Source organism: Glaciecola sp. KUL10 (genome assembly GCF_003203515.1).
Lineage (GTDB): Bacteria > Pseudomonadota > Gammaproteobacteria > Enterobacterales > Alteromonadaceae > Glaciecola.
Map to the genome: position 1 here is coordinate 37,198 of NZ_BGNG01000015.1, position 15,585 is coordinate 52,782.

At 41.1% G+C, this 15,585-nt stretch carries 19 protein-coding genes; 9 read left to right on the plus strand and 10 right to left on the minus strand.

Going from position 1 to position 15,585, the window contains the following annotated elements; genetic code table 11:
* Positions 1–154: 154 nt before the first annotated feature.
* The gene (locus KUL10_RS17530; RefSeq protein ID WP_110430257.1) at positions 155–415 is read left to right on the plus strand and encodes a DUF5062 family protein; all 261 of its coding nucleotides are present in this window, start codon (positions 155–157) and stop codon (positions 413–415) included.
* A gap of 71 nt (positions 416–486) precedes the next feature.
* On the opposite strand, the gene KUL10_RS17535 is transcribed toward KUL10_RS17530, so the two are convergent.
* Positions 487–1,083 (minus strand): hypothetical protein, encoded by a 597-nt coding sequence (locus tag KUL10_RS17535; RefSeq protein WP_110430258.1) that lies wholly within the window; start codon positions 1,081–1,083, stop codon positions 487–489.
* 180 nt (positions 1,084–1,263) lie between these two features.
* Between KUL10_RS17535 and KUL10_RS17540 the strand changes: the two genes are divergently transcribed.
* Positions 1,264–1,701 carry a DUF3859 domain-containing protein gene (locus KUL10_RS17540; RefSeq protein WP_233499877.1) on the plus strand — a complete coding sequence of 146 codons (438 nt, stop codon included), beginning with the start codon at positions 1,264–1,266 and terminating at the stop codon, positions 1,699–1,701.
* A gap of 118 nt (positions 1,702–1,819) precedes the next feature.
* Here KUL10_RS17540 and KUL10_RS17545 read toward each other — a convergent pair whose 3' ends face one another.
* The 3 genes from KUL10_RS17545 to KUL10_RS17555 form a co-directional block, all read right to left on the minus strand.
* Positions 1,820–3,163, minus strand: a complete 1,344-nt coding sequence (locus KUL10_RS17545; RefSeq protein WP_110430260.1) for a HipA domain-containing protein — start codon at positions 3,161–3,163, stop codon at positions 1,820–1,822.
* A gap of 3 nt (positions 3,164–3,166) precedes the next feature.
* Positions 3,167–3,457 carry a helix-turn-helix domain-containing protein gene (locus KUL10_RS17550; RefSeq protein ID WP_110430261.1) on the minus strand — a complete coding sequence of 97 codons (291 nt, stop codon included), beginning with the start codon at positions 3,455–3,457 and terminating at the stop codon, positions 3,167–3,169.
* 259 nt (positions 3,458–3,716) lie between these two features.
* Entirely contained in the window at positions 3,717–4,580 is an 864-nt protein-coding gene (locus tag KUL10_RS17555) for a YicC/YloC family endoribonuclease (RefSeq protein WP_110430274.1), read from the minus strand.
* 178 nt (positions 4,581–4,758) lie between these two features.
* Between KUL10_RS17555 and rph the strand changes: the two genes are divergently transcribed.
* The 3 genes from rph to tusA are packed head-to-tail and all read left to right on the plus strand — an operon-like array spanning position 4,759 to position 6,393.
* Entirely contained in the window at positions 4,759–5,472 is a 714-nt protein-coding gene (gene rph / locus KUL10_RS17560) for a ribonuclease PH (protein WP_110430262.1), read from the plus strand.
* A gap of 34 nt (positions 5,473–5,506) precedes the next feature.
* Entirely contained in the window at positions 5,507–6,151 is a 645-nt protein-coding gene (pyrE, locus tag KUL10_RS17565; protein ID WP_110430263.1) for an orotate phosphoribosyltransferase, read from the plus strand.
* Entirely contained in the window at positions 6,151–6,393 is a 243-nt protein-coding gene (tusA, locus tag KUL10_RS17570; RefSeq protein WP_110430264.1) for a sulfurtransferase TusA, read from the plus strand. Before pyrE ends, tusA begins: the two co-directional genes overlap by 1 nt.
* A 113-nt stretch (positions 6,394–6,506) precedes the next feature.
* On the opposite strand, the gene KUL10_RS17575 is transcribed toward tusA, so the two are convergent.
* From KUL10_RS17575 to KUL10_RS17585, 3 genes are all read right to left on the minus strand, one after another.
* Entirely contained in the window at positions 6,507–7,265 is a 759-nt protein-coding gene (locus KUL10_RS17575; protein WP_110430265.1) for a class I SAM-dependent methyltransferase, read from the minus strand.
* Positions 7,266–7,344: 79 nt separating this feature from the next.
* Positions 7,345–7,872 (minus strand): YqaA family protein, encoded by a 528-nt coding sequence (locus KUL10_RS17580; RefSeq protein ID WP_110430266.1) that lies wholly within the window; start codon positions 7,870–7,872, stop codon positions 7,345–7,347.
* A gap of 170 nt (positions 7,873–8,042) precedes the next feature.
* A complete protein-coding gene (locus KUL10_RS17585; RefSeq protein WP_110430267.1) occupies positions 8,043–9,341 on the minus strand; it encodes an amidohydrolase family protein in 1,299 nt (432 codons plus the stop codon).
* A 113-nt stretch (positions 9,342–9,454) separates the two neighbouring features.
* Here KUL10_RS17585 and KUL10_RS17590 point away from each other — a divergent pair, with 113 nt between their 5' ends.
* Positions 9,455–11,005 carry a methyl-accepting chemotaxis protein gene (locus KUL10_RS17590; protein ID WP_110430268.1) on the plus strand — a complete coding sequence of 517 codons (1,551 nt, stop codon included), beginning with the start codon at positions 9,455–9,457 and terminating at the stop codon, positions 11,003–11,005.
* Here KUL10_RS17590 and KUL10_RS17595 read toward each other — a convergent pair.
* Both KUL10_RS17595 and KUL10_RS17600 read right to left on the minus strand, forming a co-directional pair.
* Positions 11,002–11,538: a DUF1285 domain-containing protein gene (locus tag KUL10_RS17595; RefSeq protein WP_110430269.1), complete on the minus strand. Its 537-nt coding sequence runs from the start codon at positions 11,536–11,538 to the stop codon at positions 11,002–11,004. The genes KUL10_RS17590 and KUL10_RS17595 overlap by 4 nt on opposite strands.
* Complete coding sequence (locus tag KUL10_RS17600; RefSeq protein ID WP_110430270.1) at positions 11,538–12,443, minus strand: DUF3014 domain-containing protein; 906 nt, start codon at positions 12,441–12,443, stop codon at positions 11,538–11,540. Before KUL10_RS17600 ends, KUL10_RS17595 begins: the two co-directional genes overlap by 1 nt.
* A 273-nt stretch (positions 12,444–12,716) precedes the next feature.
* Between KUL10_RS17600 and KUL10_RS17605 the strand changes: the two genes are divergently transcribed.
* The 3 genes from KUL10_RS17605 (at position 12,717) to KUL10_RS17610 (ending at position 14,903) form a co-directional block, all read left to right on the plus strand.
* Positions 12,717–12,950: a DUF6482 family protein gene (locus tag KUL10_RS17605; RefSeq protein ID WP_373415197.1), complete on the plus strand. Its 234-nt coding sequence runs from the start codon at positions 12,717–12,719 to the stop codon at positions 12,948–12,950.
* A complete protein-coding gene (locus tag KUL10_RS19020; RefSeq protein ID WP_373415198.1) occupies positions 12,898–13,023 on the plus strand; it encodes a DUF6482 family protein in 126 nt (41 codons plus the stop codon). The genes KUL10_RS17605 and KUL10_RS19020 overlap by 53 nt, the downstream gene beginning before the upstream one ends.
* 98 nt (positions 13,024–13,121) lie before the next feature.
* Positions 13,122–14,903: a tetratricopeptide repeat protein gene (locus KUL10_RS17610; protein WP_110430271.1), complete on the plus strand. Its 1,782-nt coding sequence runs from the start codon at positions 13,122–13,124 to the stop codon at positions 14,901–14,903.
* Here KUL10_RS17610 and KUL10_RS17615 read toward each other — a convergent pair.
* On the minus strand, positions 14,862–15,350 hold the full coding sequence (locus tag KUL10_RS17615; protein WP_110430272.1) for a hypothetical protein: 489 nt from the start codon (positions 15,348–15,350) through the stop codon (positions 14,862–14,864). The two genes, KUL10_RS17610 and KUL10_RS17615, sit on opposite strands and share 42 nt — an antisense overlap.
* Between the last annotated feature and the right edge of the window lie 235 nt (positions 15,351–15,585).

Here is a 15,585-nt window from a genome sequence, read left to right on the forward strand (position 1 = left end):
CGCTACTTATTTGAGTAGCGCTTTTTTTATGCCTGCCATTTAGTGCTTACTTACTTTTAAAATATCAGATTTAACTTCTCTGTTGTGCTTGTCAATGACATCAGTTACCTTGATCTCTAGCTTCCACAAATAACCTCCACACAAGGGGCTCGTTATCAAGAAAATTAAAAACGAAGCACAGTTACTCAAAAAAGCACTTACCGTTGCTGAAAGATACGCCGTGAACCGTGGTTACAATAGTTTTTCGGCTACTGATTCTGCAAAACAAAAAGTCGAGAGTCTTTATCGCTTGCTCGTTCACGATAAATTGATAAGCCCGTTACCGGCAGATAAAGAGGATTTAGCCAGTTTAAAGCGCAGATTGGTGATGTGGATTATTAAACAATTGCCAGAAGATCACGAGTTGCTAAAGTAAGCATATAAAAAAGCTTCGAACATTTATGAACGAAGCTTTTACTTAGATTCAGTGACTATATGAGCGCTTAATTAAACCTTCAATGGCAGATAAATAAGCTCTTCTTCGGTTGCTGACATGGCCGTTCTAACTGCAGCAACTTCTGATTCCAACACCTTTGGCAAGAATACTTCAATTTTAGAAGATATCGGTGCAGAGCCATCGGTACCCGTTCCATCTTGGCAAGCATTATCACTTTCGCCTCGTGCCTTACTTCTAATAAACGTACACGAGTTCAATGCTTCAGGAGCGTCGTTTGCTTGAACACTAGAAGCTTGTTTAAACATCATACGACCACCAAAGTATGCTTGACCGGCACTGACCTCAATAGGCGCAATCTTATCCTTTAAAAAGTCATATGAAATGTCTTCATTTCCTTTGGTGCAAGTCACGTCACCAAACGTATAACTTCCTGCCGGTAGTTCGGTAGCGGCGAATGCACCTGTCCCAAAGCGAATATATTGAGAAGTGTTAGATTTTTGCGAGATCAATTCGATATTTAAACGGTCACACTTTAAGTTGCTAGAAACTTGCATGATATACGTGGCTGGTGCATCTGAAGCAGTTAATGCTGCAGTGGGTAAAGCAGTAGAAAGTAGAGAAACGGTAATTAAAGCTAAACGATACATAATGAATTCCTTATCCTTGATGTTTGTTTGACGCTAGTACTTTTTCATTGTTCATATTAGTTCTATGTTTTATTTTTGTACAGTATTGTTTTAGCGTTAATTTCGAACTAGCTTTTCAATATCGCATAGTTGATCATGCTTTTTAATCCATGTAAAACCTTGAGTTTGGGAGTGAAGCGAGTGGCAAAACATAAAATAAAAGTGACAGTCGAGTCATTTGGTATCTATGGTGATTGGCAAAGCTCGACCAAAAAAATGCCAAAAATTCTCGAAACTACTACTCTCATCCCTGCGCAAATAGATATTGAATTTGGTCTTACAATAAGCGTATTAAATGCAAAAGGTAATACAATTAAATGGTGTATTGACCATCCCAAAATCACCGACAAAAAAGGCAGACAAATGGCTCCTTTTGAAGGTGATGAGTACATTAGAAACAACAAATGGTCATTCTATCTAGGCGACACCTTATGGGCGCCACTTGAAGATAAAGTTGGCGACTGGCACATGTACTTGATGATAGATGATGAGTTGGTAGCCGAAAAAACGTTCCGTGTCACGCTTGAAGATATTGATGATATTAAGCAAGGGGCGTTTTGGAAGCGGCGGGGGTTTTGAGTGTTTTGTTATGTTTATTTCTCAAACCTCCACCAACCTTCATTCAAAATGATGAAACGACAGGACCTATTCGGTCATCAACAGATACCTACCTACTATAAGCAAGTAAAAGTACTCGCTACACCTCTATTGTCGAAATCATTGAAGTTTGAGAACATAAATGTTGTGCTCTTGATACAATATTGTCTTTCAGTTGATTTATGTATCTTTGCTCTTCTACCGAAAAGTCATTGGTCTTGATTAGATCTTGAATAAAAGATTCTGCTGTTAAGGTGGACAGCACTTTTTTTGTTAAATCAGAAAGTAACCTTGCCAGTAATTTTTTATCTATTGCACAAGTTTCGGCAAAATCAGCTAGCTGATAGGCGTTGATATTATTGGGATCAAATTCATCTCCCATTGCCATAGCTAACACATGTTTAAATTGAGGAAACATTGCAATATTTACGAGGTCATAAGCAGGAGTGAAGCTACTATTCTCCCTCCCCCAATACAGTGATACGTTTTTGCCATGACTATCATAATTGCTAATGATTAAGTTGAATAGCTGCCAGTTGATTAACCATTGTGCACTTTGGGCAGGGGAAGACATCGATTTACTAAATTCAAATAACTTAGGGAGGCTTGCGCCATCTCTATTATGCAATACATCTCTATTGTCACCCAAATTTCGTTCGTATTTATAATCCCTAGGCAAGTTCAATGCTTGGGACCCGTCAATGACGTGCCTTCTCAACACTTGTTTTTTCTCTGAGACATATTTTCTATCAAAGCGATGAACAATAAGCGCTGGGTGTTTTCCAAATCGAGTAAACTCGACTTCAGCGGTAGGTAATCCAAGAGCTGCGGATAACTTCATACAAAAGTATTCGTTTAGCACTAGATTTAGGCAATTTTTCTTTTCAAATTTTAAGATATGCGTAGAACATAGCGATCCATTACCAAAGCCAATCTTGCCATTTTCATTTATGAAGACGTTGAGCTTATCCTGAACCCCAGCCACACTGAGCCTAGGCTTATCATCCCAAGTTAATAAACCTATGTCCTCTTTAGTATCTAGTCTCCTTTCAAGCTCATCTTCAGTGAGTAATCTGAAAGCAGGCTCTTCAGCTTCATTTACACGCTGTTCAATACTCTCAAAAGTAAAGGTGAAAGCCCCTGAGAGATCGCCGCCTATTTCACGTATTTGTGAGAAAACATGTTTTTCTGATACTCCAGCCCTTTCTGCAAGGAGTAATCGCGCTTCACCTTCTGGTAAGGCATTATCAAGAAAATTATATGCAACAGCGTTATCGTGATTATTATCAAGTGCTAGGCTTGGAGATATAGCGAAACCCTTTTGTTGCCAATCACTATTATATTCTAGTTTGGGCAAGCCAGTTTCTTTGTTCAGTGATAGTTCACCGATAACGTTTTCCGCAAATCTTACATTAAGGCTGTAGGCATCTAATTTACCATTCATCAGTTAGACCCAATCGTTATCAGCTACAGAATTGGTGTTCGGAGTTATTAGCTCTTTTGTTGTTAGCTTTATCCCTAAACCTTGTAAAACCGAAAATACTGCCGACAAAGTGCAATTTGCATTGCCGTTTTCAATACGTGAAAGCGTATTTATACCGACCCCACATAGCGCTGCGCAGTCTGCCAGTTTCATATTCAACTTTGTTCGTTTTGCTTTAATTAGCTTACCTAGTACCTCTGCATCTTCTATATGTGCAGAGCTAGGCATGTCTGAAACTTTGACTCGATTAGCCATATTGATAGCACCCAATAATTCACCACTAAAAGTGATTATATTACTAGTAGTCACAGTATCAAGGAATATTCACCGCTACTGGTGAATAAGTTAAAAATTAGTCATGAGATGGCTTATATTCACCATTATTGGTGAATATAAACTGTTATTGTAGTTGCTCAAAAAAATTCACTAGTAATGGTGAATTATTGTTAATTATCTAGTATGCACAAACTAAAGAATCGGTTTTATTTGAGTTTGCAAATAATCTGAAGGTCTGTCACTCGATATTCTGGATCTGCTCCCGCATCTGCTCAATCAAAACCTTCAACTCCACCGCAGACTGCGTCACATCCGCATTAATCGACTTCGATCCCAATGTATTCGCTTCACGATTAAACTCTTGCATCATAAAGTCGAGGCGTCTGCCCACTGCGCCGCCTTTTTTTAGGATAGATTTAGTTTCACTGACGTGTGACTTTAAGCGGTCGAGTTCTTCAGCGACATCTGACTTTTGTGCCATGATGATCATTTCTTGCTCGACGCGATTGGCATCTAGTTCGATTTTCGCTTCGGTAAATTTGTTTAGTATGCGTTCTTTTTGCCACTCTAGTACTGCAGGCATTTGAGCTTCTACGCTAGCTGCTTGTGCTTGTATCGCATCTAGGCGTTGTTCGATGAGTTGCTTCATATTTTCGCCTTCGCTTGCGCGGGCGTTGATAAAGTCTTTTAGGGTTGCTTCAAAGCTTTTTAATAGCTCCGCTTGGATGGCGTCGGTATCGGTTTCTTGTGCGGCCATTACGCCTGGCCATCTTAGTACGTCGATTGGGTCTGTTTTTGCAGTGTCGCCACTGTCTTGTACCCATTGGGCGGCTTGTAAGACTTGTTTGGCTAGATCTTCATTGATTGATAATTGGCTAACGTTTGCTTCGTTTAGCGTAAAGCGAAGTGCGCATTCGACTTTGCCTCGTTGTAGGGCTTTTCTAAATTTTTCGCGAAGCACGGGCTCTAAGCTTCTGAACTGTTCTGGCAGGCGGTAGAAGGTTTCTAGATAACGTTGGTTGACTGAACGAATTTCCCAAACGGCTGTGCCCCATTCTGCTTTTAATTCGCGACGTGCGAAACCTGTCATGCTGTAGATCAAAGTGAACCCTTTTTGAATAGTTGCTGATAACACGCTAAGGATACATGAAGATTGCCTTCTTCACTATTTTATCGTTTTTATTGGCGTTTTTTGCATTCATATTTTTAATCCGTAGCGCCTGACTGTATAATGCGCGCATCAAAAATATTGTCTTTAATTCACCTCATTTGGAGTACTTATGCGCCCAAGCGGACGTACGGCTGGTCAGATTCGCCCTATCACTATCACTCGCAACTTTACATGTCATGCCGAAGGCTCTGTCTTAATTGAGTTTGGAAATACTAAGGTGCTGTGCAATGCATCGGTGGTTGAAGGTGTGCCTAGATTTATGAAAGGTCAAGGTAAAGGATGGATTACGGCCGAATACAGCATGCTGCCACGCGCAACGCATACGCGCTCTGACCGTGAAGCTGCACGCGGAAAACAAGGTGGTCGCACCCTTGAGATTCAACGTTTAATTGCTCGCTCACTTCGCGCTGCTGTTGACCTTAAGTTACTCGGCGAAAACACAATTACACTTGATTGTGATGTTATCCAAGCTGATGGCGGAACACGTACGGCTTCCATTACCGGTGCTTGCGTGGCGCTTGTTGATGCACTTTCTTGGATGCGAACCAAAGGTATTTTAAAAACGAATCCAATGAAGCATATGATTGCCGCTGTCTCTGTCGGTGTATTTAATGGTGAGCCAATTGCCGACCTAGAATACATTGAAGACTCAGAAGCTGAGACCGATATGAACGTCGTGATGACTGACACTGGCAAACTAATCGAGGTGCAAGGCACTGCTGAGGGTGAACCGTTTAGCTTTGATGAGATGAACGAAATGCTAAGTTTGGCGAAAGCAGGCATCACTGAGTTGTTTGACGCTCAAAAAAGCGCATTAAATTAATTCATCAATACGACTTAGTTAAAGAGATACTCACATGCAGGAATACAAAACCCAATTTATCGAATTTGCTTTAGCGCGCAACGTATTGAAGTTTGGAAGTTATCAACTTAAATCTGGACGCATTAGTCCCTATTTTTTTAATGCTGGTTTATTTAATACGGGTGGCGATCTAGCTAAGTTAGGTCAGTTTTACGCGCAAGCATTAGAAGCGTCAGAAATTCAATACGATTTGCTTTTTGGTCCCGCTTATAAAGGTATACCCATTGCGACTACCACTGCGGTCGCGTTGAGTACACAACATAACAAAGATGTACCATATTGCTTTAATCGCAAAGAAGCCAAAACACATGGTGAAGGTGGTTCGTTGGTAGGCAGCGAGTTAGCCGGTCGAGTTATGTTAGTCGATGATGTGATTACCGCAGGTACGGCTATTCGCGAGTCCATGCATACCATTCAGGCTCACAATGCTACTTTAGGTGGCGTGTTGATTGCGCTAGACCGGCAAGAAAGAGGGCAAGGCGAATTATCAGCGATTCAAGAGGTTGAGCGTGATTTTGATACGCATGTAATTTCTATCGTGACCTTAGCTGACTTAATTGAGTATCTTAGAAAGACTGGTTTAGATGCTGATGCCTTAGCATCTGTTCAAGCCTATCGCGCTGAATATGGTATTGCTTAGTGAACGAGGTGTTTGCTCAGGCTGATCAACAGCTTGATACCCTTGGGTTGAGATGCCCTGAGCCAGTAATGATGGTGCGTTTACAAATTCGCAAGATGCAAAGTGGTGAAACACTTTGTGTATCGGCTGATGATCATTCAACAACGCGAGATATTCCTAGTTTTTGCCGGTTTATGGAACATGAGCTGGTGGCTTCGCAAACGGACGCTGCGCCTTATTTGTATCTTATTAAAAAGGGGTAGTTGGTTAGGGCTCTCAAATACGGTATTCGCCAGTATGACGGGGTGGAGTAGGTAGAGTGCGCTCCAAATCTAACATTTCATTATGGGGTGGAGCGCACCCCAAATTTAAAAGCTTATTCAACAGGTTTCATAAACTTAAGCGTCCAGCGATCGGTATTACCCGTGACAGACTTAGCACCTACTTCATATTCTAATTCGTCATCTTCTTTGTAGTGCAATGTGCTGTAATCAACTAGCAGAAAGCCTGCGTCTTGGATTTCTTTGATCGCTTTAACAGGATCGAAACGGCGGCGATTGCTAGGTGTCTGTGGTTCCATGTGTCTGGCTGTGTGATCAACAACGCCGTAAATACCGCCTGGTTTAAGCGCCTTAAAGGCTTCTTCGTTCATCTTTGCTCGGCCTTGATCACCAAAGTTGTGATAGTTGCGGAAAGTCAGCACCATATCGACGTCTTCAACACCTAAGCTATCTAGTTCTAATGAATAAAAGCGGCTGCCTTCTTCTCTAAACAAACGGGCGTCTTTCGCAACGACTTTCATGCGCTCGAAGCCAGGGAGTTCAGATAAATTCTGTTCGATACGGCTTGTGCCTATCGCGCCAAAATATTCACCTTTTTCAGCTAGCGCAGGGACTAATAGTTTAGTGTACCAGCCACCACCTGGAATAAACTCAACCACTTTCATGTCGTCTTTTAAGCCAAAAAATTCAAGTGTTTGGACGGGTTTGCGGTTGCGGTCTCTGTTTATCTCAGCTTCCGTTCTTACATCTGATGTCATTGCAGCCTTAATTTTGTCGCTGATATCGTCAGCCAGCGTAAGAGTTGATGCGCTAGCAATACAGCAGGCAATACCCAATTTAAGTAACTTATTCATAAATTTTCCTTTGTCGTTTAATGTTATTTGTTTTTATATTGTTTACAGATCATTTCGGTTAACGCTATGGCCGCAAAATTTACAAAAAGTTTAGTGCGAGCCAAATAATAATAATCAGGGCCAATATGCCCAAGCCAACTTGCCATTTATACTGCCGCACGAGTTTTTCAGTTTTATTGCCAAAGTAATAAACTAATATCGCAAGCCCAAAATATCTAATCACTCTGCTAATTGTAATAGCGATAATAAAGAGTAGTAGGTTGTATGATGTAACACCCGCAGCCAGTGTGGCCACTTGAAGCGGAACAGGCGTGACACCAGTGCTAAATACAAATAGAAAACCGTCGGTTTGCATCCGTTGCTTAAAGTTTTCGAACTGATTTTCTGAGGTAATGTGCTGCATGATTAACTCTCTGAAAACTTCAAACAAAAAATAACCAAGCGCATAAAACAGTAAGGCGCCTATTAAACAACCTATTGTTGCCATTACCGCGATTAGCCAAAGCTTTTCTCGTCTTGTTTGCATCAATGGCACTAAAATAGTTTCAAGTGGAATAGGCACTATTGTTGACTCTAAGAAAGATATAAACCCGATGCTGGGTAGCATATGCTTAGATTTTATAAGTTGTTTAGCTCTTTTTTTTGCCTTCACTATATTCTCAATTACGTGCTAAAACAGGGTGTCGTCGTTGTTTATAAAAGGCATAACACATTAACAACCTTACAAAAAAGAGGCACCTAAAGGCACCTCTTTTGTCTGCGACCTAAAACTTGTTTCTATTGCTTGTAAACGACCCCGTCTTTCATCACGAACTGAATATTTTGTAAAAGCGTAATGTCGTCGAGCGGATTGCCTTTCACAGCAACCAAGTCGGCAAATTTTCCTGGCTCTACGGTGCCTAGTGTATCTTCAATTTTTAATAGTTTTGCAGTATTGAGCGTAGCGGATCTAATCGCGTCCATCGCAGACATACCTGCTTCTACCATGAGCTCAAACTCTTTTGCATTGTCACCATGGGCAGATACACCTGAGTCTGTACCAAAGGCTATCATTACGCCGTTTTCATGGGCGCGAGCAAAAGTACTTTGAATCAATGGGCCTATTGCTGCGGCTTTAGGTCTGACAATCGCAGGGAAGTAGCCATCAATTTTTGCTTTTTCTGCAACGAAATTGCCCGCTAAAATTGTAGGCACATAAAACACGTCGTGTTTACGCATTAACCTAAATATTTCATTGTCCATATATGTGCCATGCTCAATCGAGTCAACACCTGCCAAAATTGCACGCTTCATACCTTCTTTCCCGTGCGCATGAACTGCCACAGTCATTCCATAGTCGTTAGCAGTTTGCACAATGGCTTCAAGTTCATCTTTCATAAACTGAGGGTTCTGCCCATTTTTGGCAACACTTAAAACACCGCCTGTAGCAGTAATTTTGATCAAATCTGCTCCATCTTTATACCGCTGTCTGACTGCTTTTCGGGCTTCTGCAACGCCATTAATGACACCGTCTCTAGGTCCGGGGTCACCCATTAAGTTAGAAGACATCCCGTTACTAGGGTCTGCATGTCCACCGGTTGTTGCAATTGATTTTGCTGAAGTGTAGATACGTGGGCCAACGACCGTACCTCTATCTATTGCCTTGCGAAGTGCAACAGTTTCATTTGCAATATCGCCTAGGTTTCTGACAAGCGTAAAACCTGCCATCAGAGTTTTTTCGGCGAAGGTAACAGACTCAATTGCGTAATCCGCTTCATTATTTGTATAACGCTTCATGTAGCTTGAAGGGCCTTCATTTTGAAATGATAAATGCGTATGCATATCCATCAAGCCTGGCATCAAGGTTGAATCAGACAAATCAATAAACCTATCGCTGTCTCCACCTTTAACTTTACCGTCTTTTACCTCAAGGATTTTGTTGTCTTTGACGATAACTGTCTTATCTGAGTGCAATTTTGAATCGGCACTCGTTATTAATTTACCGGCATAAATATACGTATCAGCCAATACGGATGCTGATACTGACAATAGTAGTGTGGCTAACAGAACTGCATGGATGGGTTTGTTTGTTTTCATTGTTTTTTCCATTTGTTGTTACAGATACAACATAGGCTAAAAAGCATCGCAAATCAAAAGATTCGATATATAGCTGATTATTGTGACGCCAAAATAATATTAAGGAAGTTTTGATGCGCCGCGGGCAATCTATTCTCAATAAAGAAGTCACGTTTGACGACTCTCAAGAACTTGTATCCACTACTGATACGAGAGGTGTTATCACCTACGCCAATGATGTCTTTTGTAATGTTGCCGGCTACGAGCGAGAAGAACTTATAGGAAAAAACCATAATATTGTTCGTCATCCAGATATGCCAAAAGAAGCATTTAAAGATATGTGGGATCACCTCGAAGCTGGTCAGTCTTGGCGAGGAATTGTTAAAAACCTCTGCAAAGATGGATCTTATTATTGGGTGGATGCCTTTGTTACACCAATCTACGAAGGTTCCAAACTAACTGGGTTTCAATCTGTCAGAGTGAAGCCCGAAGCTGAGCAGGTTAAGCGTGCAATTGAATTTTACGATGACGTCAAAAACGGCACAAAAGCAACACGTATTACGATTGGCTATACGCAAAAAGTGGCCATATTCATGGCGATTGTCCTTATGTTGGCTGTATACACCTCGCTCGCTTCAGATTGGTTTGCTGGGTTTTCAATTATTGGTTTGGCACTGATTGGGTTGATGATCTTTAAGACAGAACTTGTAGCAGTCCCTAAATTAGCGAATAAGCTAAAAGGCGAATACGACAGTGTGAGTAGAAAAGTTATCTCGGGCCCAGGAATTTCTGGTGTGGTCGATTTTCATTTGGGTATGGAAAAAGCCATGCGTCGCACGATATTGGGAAGAACAATGGATTCTGCAAATGAGCTCTCAAAAATAGCTCACCACACGCTAGATATCGTACAAAAGACGACTGCAGGTATACAACAGCAAAAAAATGAAATGCATCAGATCAGCCAAGCAATTGAAATGATGACGTCAGATAGCCAACGGGTTGTCTCATCTACCGAAGATACTAATAAAAGCGTGATGCAAACCAATCAACAGTGTGATGGTGCGCGTGATCTAATATTGAGAGGCCGTGATGGTGTTAGCGGTTTATCTGGTGTCGTTGAGCAGGCTTCGATTACCGCGGATGAGCTAATGCAAGCTGCTGATAATGTATCTGAAACAATTGGTGAAATTGATTCTATTGCTGATCAAACAAACTTACTTGCGTTAAACGCTGCAATTGAAGCAGCCAGAGCGGGTGAAAGTGGCAGAGGGTTCTCAGTTGTCGCAGATGAAGTCAGAGCATTATCTACTCGTACTCAAGAATCTGCGGCAAATACTATGAGCAGCCTTGCTCAAATGCGCGAGACCCTTAAGCAGTGGGTCGAGAAAATGCATGAAAGTCGCGAAAACGCAAATTTAAGCGTGACCCAAGCAAATGAATCTGCCGAATCAATTCAAAACATCTACACAATGATAGAATCAATCTCTTCTCATCTGAATGGCATTGTGAGCGCAACAGAGCAGCAAAATGAAAAATGCCGCAATATTGATGAAAACGTCAATGTTTTGCAGGAATGCTCGGATAAAAATGCAGTACTGGCTGATGAAATGGAGTCTAATGCCCGGACATTAACTGAGAATATAAGCCGCTTAGTCGGTATGACAAATACGTTTGGTCAACGCTAATATTTTCCTAACGAAAATGAGTACTCATCACTAATCATCATCAATTCGTCAGTCCTTTGTGAAGGTAATTCACTGGCGAATGTTACCCATTGATAAAAGACATTTTGATTGATTCGTGCCCAGAGGTTTCTTCTTACCCTGCAGTAGGGCAAATACACTGATTCAAATCTGCGCAATTCAACGGGGTGCTCACCGCCTAAATAAAACACGTCACCTGTCTGAGTCGTGACTTGAACTCGCTTTTCGATCATTTGCCAATCAACAATCACAAAGGGTACGTCTTCTACCTGAATGCCAATTTTTTCGACAGGTGTGACTAAAAAGTAATTCTCGGCCTCTTTTTTTAGTACTGAGGCAAGCAGCTTAACTAAATTGGCTCGTGTAAAAGGTGTACCTTCATGAAACCACTGCCCATTTTTCTTGATTACAAGGTTCATGTCGCCACAAAACGGAGGATTCCACTGGTCAACTGGTGGAAACTTTGTTTGGGCTCCTGACGCCTTAATTGTCTGGGTTAGTTTTGCAAAGTCCATTATTGGCTGGCATAAAGTTCATCTTTAATATCACGCAACACTTGCTTGATACGACGCATATTCTCAGGGCCGGTTCTTAATAACTGCTTTTGCGGCGATGATAAATTCTCAAGTTTGTCATCTTTAAATTTATACATCACACTATCTGAGTAGACTTCGATAGGTACAGGCGCTTTAGGTGTATCTAAGAGCTCATCAATAGCATCTATTAAGGTGTCATTAAAACGGCTATTGGGTGGGGCAATTTCTGCAAATTTCTCTTCGATAATCGGTCGATAAGTATCAAGTAGTGTTATCAATCGTTCAGTATTGAGTGATTCTAAGACATCAACGTAAACGTTGTAGCGCTGAAAACTGGCTGGGTCTATCCATTCCCGTTCGGCTTGTTGGTAAATCTGGAATGGGCGTTGAGGCGCCTGAATTAAGCTATGATTGGGTGCAGCTTCCGCATTGGCAGTGTTATAAACGTTGACCACAAATTTTTGTAATAAGCTTTCGTTGACCAACAAAGATGCAAATCGCTCCGAGGTTGCAATATCAATTAATGCTTGTTTAATCGCACCGTCGCTTTCATCAACAATAGGGTCGGGCGCTGATTCTTCGCTAACCACCATAGGTTCAACTTCATCAGAAGACTCAATGACAACCGCTTGAGGAATGGGGGCGGGTTGAAAAACTTCGGGCTTAACAGCATCTTCATACACGGCTTGTTCTTCGCGAGTGAGTTCTTTTTCAACAGGCGCTGTTTGTTCGATAGGTTGATTGGTTTGTTCGTCAACGTCTGGCGAGTTCGCACTAGGCCAAAAAATTGCGAGCAGCAATATAATCAGTAACGCGCCAGCCGCTATTAGATAGGGTTTCATCTGCTGTAATTGACTACTTTGTTCAACTTCTGGTTGTGACATTGGCTTCCCTTTTATGTGTTTTGCAAACGCTGCTTCCGATAATAGAATTACCTTCAATGTCTATTACATATGGAATTTTCTTGTACTTTCAATATCGTTTTCACACTTTTAAAGCACTTACGCCGCGATACTGGTTACCACTATATTAGTATCGACCCTGATCAACAAACTAAGTTTCGCTGAACAATAAAAGAATTTGTTTCGTAAGTATTTAAGTTATAAATAAACTCTACTACGATGGCTACGTAAGTCCATGAATTTAAAAGGTTCCACATGAAACATCTAATGTCTAAGCTTGCAAAAACAACACATATCATCAATAAACTTGAAGTGCAGTCTTTTGAAATGAATGTATATTTGGTTAAAGTAGACATTGGTGGTCAAAACGGTTTTGTTTATGATAAGCAAGATAGACCCATGCGCTTTCATAGCTCTCAACAAATTCGAGATACCTTTGAACACTGCAGAGTTAAAAAAAGCAGTAATGACTCACGATTCGCCCTATGAAGAGATGATAGGCAATCCTAATAAAGCATCGGATAAAATGGAAATGCCGTTTTCGATGAAGCAGCCATATTGAGTTTCACCCCATCACCTTAAGATGTTGGCTATTAGCATGTGAGGTTCAATAAAACGGCAATTTTATATTTGACCATGCAAACCTAATAGGCCCACAAAATGGTATCCAGTGTTCAAACTCTTTTGCAAGAGGCAACCAAGCATTATGAAAGTGGACATATAGCGAAAGCGATATCAAGTTTACTGCTGGTTATTGAATTAGAAAGAAACCACCATCAAGCATTAAATAATTTAAGTTTTTTGTATTTGAGGATAGCCAACACAAAGCAAGCGCTTCACTACGCACAAACTGCGCTTAGGTGCTACCCAAAGGATAGTCTTTCACACCTTAGTTTGGCTAATGTTCATGCTGAGCTTGGGCAAATAGATAGTGCCTATGTGCTGTATAAAAAAGCAAGTGAACTCGATCCTAATTCAATTGATAGTTTTATTGGTTTGGGAATGTGTAGCATGAAATTGGGAAAGGTTTCTGAAGCGATTTGCTTCCTTCAGCAGACACTAAAGCTAAACCCCAGTGCTCATAAAGCCTTAAATAATCTGGCATTAGCATTACAACAGTCAGGAGATGCGGATAGCGCAAATCGTTTGCTTAATGAAGCGATTGTCCGTCACCCGCAGCAGATTTATTTAATCAGTAATGCTCTAATGAACCAACAATACATGAGCGATGTTGATAGCCAGGAAATTATTGAACTAGCAAAAAAATACCAACAAGCAATATCATCACAACTAGGTCGTTTTAAACACGAATTGCATGCCAATCAACTAAATAAAAAGACGCGCCGCGAACATGATAAAATACTGAAAATCGGCTTTGTATCAGCTGACTTTTATTCGCATCCTATTGGCTTTTTTCTTCAATCTATTCTTTTAGAGCTAAAATTGAAGGGGATACATATCAGCCTATTCAGCAATAATGCCTACTGTGATGAGATCACTAAAACACTTCAATCCTACGTAAACGACTATTGCTTGATTCACCAACTAAATGATTACGATGCGGCACAGTTAATTAGTGAGAAAGGCATTGATGTATTGATTGATTTATCCGGACATACGGCGGCAAATCGCCTTGGTGTATTTGCACTGAAACCTTGCGCGCTCCAAATTTCATGGCTAGGCTACTTTGCTACCACGGGACTTAAAGAAGTTGACCTTGTTTGGATTTCAAAACAACAAATAACGCCGACTTCACAGACATTTTTTGTTGAAGAAATCAGTGCTCACGAGCATCCTCAGTTTATCTATTCTGCGCCAAACTATGCGCGGCAAATTGCCATAAAAGCAAGATCGCAAGAACCAGATGATACGGTTGTTTTTGGATGTTTTAACAACGTTAGTAAATTTAACCAAACGCTGATTAACACTTGGTCGACAATCTTAAATAATGTGGACAAAAGCCGCCTTGTTTTGAAATGGAAATCTTTTTCAGATCGAGAGACAAGGCAGAAAATAACCCAGCGTTTTATCGCAAATGGAGTACAACCTGATAAGATCGAATTTAGAGAGGCAAGCCCTCATGAAAAAATGTTAGCGGAATATAACGATATAGATATCGCGCTAGACCCATTTCCGTTTTCGGGGGCCCTAAGCACATACGAGGCCCTATGGATGGGTAAGCCTGTCATTACCTTATATCAAGAGCGGCCCGTTAGTCGTCAAACCTTCACTATTTTGCGAACGCTTGGATATGAGAAATGGTGCTCACAAACACCAAAAGAGTATATTTCGATCAGCATTGCATTAGCGAAGAATATGAAGCAATTAGACGCGTTTTCGAAAGTTATTCGTGCTCAAATAAACGACCTACAAAAGCAAGAATCGAAAGCGACGGCAGCGTCACTCATTGACCTTTGCCAAGCGCGCCTGTCTTCTTCTTAAACCATAAAAAACAGCAAAAGAGCTTAAAAATAAACCTGCCATAGCGGGGCTGCTCACCGAATCACTTGTTTCATTTACATTTGCAAGTAGCGCAAAGCTAAACGCTTCTCCGTTTTCGCCCGGTAAAGCAAATTGATCAGTAATAAATGACAAGTTGACATCAAATGCGCCTGCCATCAGCGCATTGAAGTTAATGTCAAATGTAATGGATTCTAACTCTCCTAAAACGGTATCTATTGTGAAACCAGTTAGGCTAAATAAATCAGCACCTTCCCCTACAAAGCTAAATCCTTTCAGTGTTAAATCTGTTAACGCGCTTGAAGAGCCGATTGAATCACTGTCATTTCTGATCGTCATCTCAATTGCTTTACGTTCACCAAGATTGACATTAGAAAAATCTATAATTGGGTCTCCGTCAAAGCTGCTGCCAAACTCTGGGCTAACCACATCACGTAAACCAATAACTGAAGCTATCCCAGCGCGACAAGCAGTATCGCCACCAAATGATGCAGATCCATCTGGACATGTTTGAGCTTCTAATGCACTAAATTGATTAGTAAACGTTCCTGGTGGTGCTTCTTGAGGTGCTGAAGCGCCTCTTGTTGAAACAAAAAACCAGGGCTAGCTGATGTTTGTGCAGTTTGCCCCGTTTCACTCACAAAGAAACCGGGATCGGCTTGAA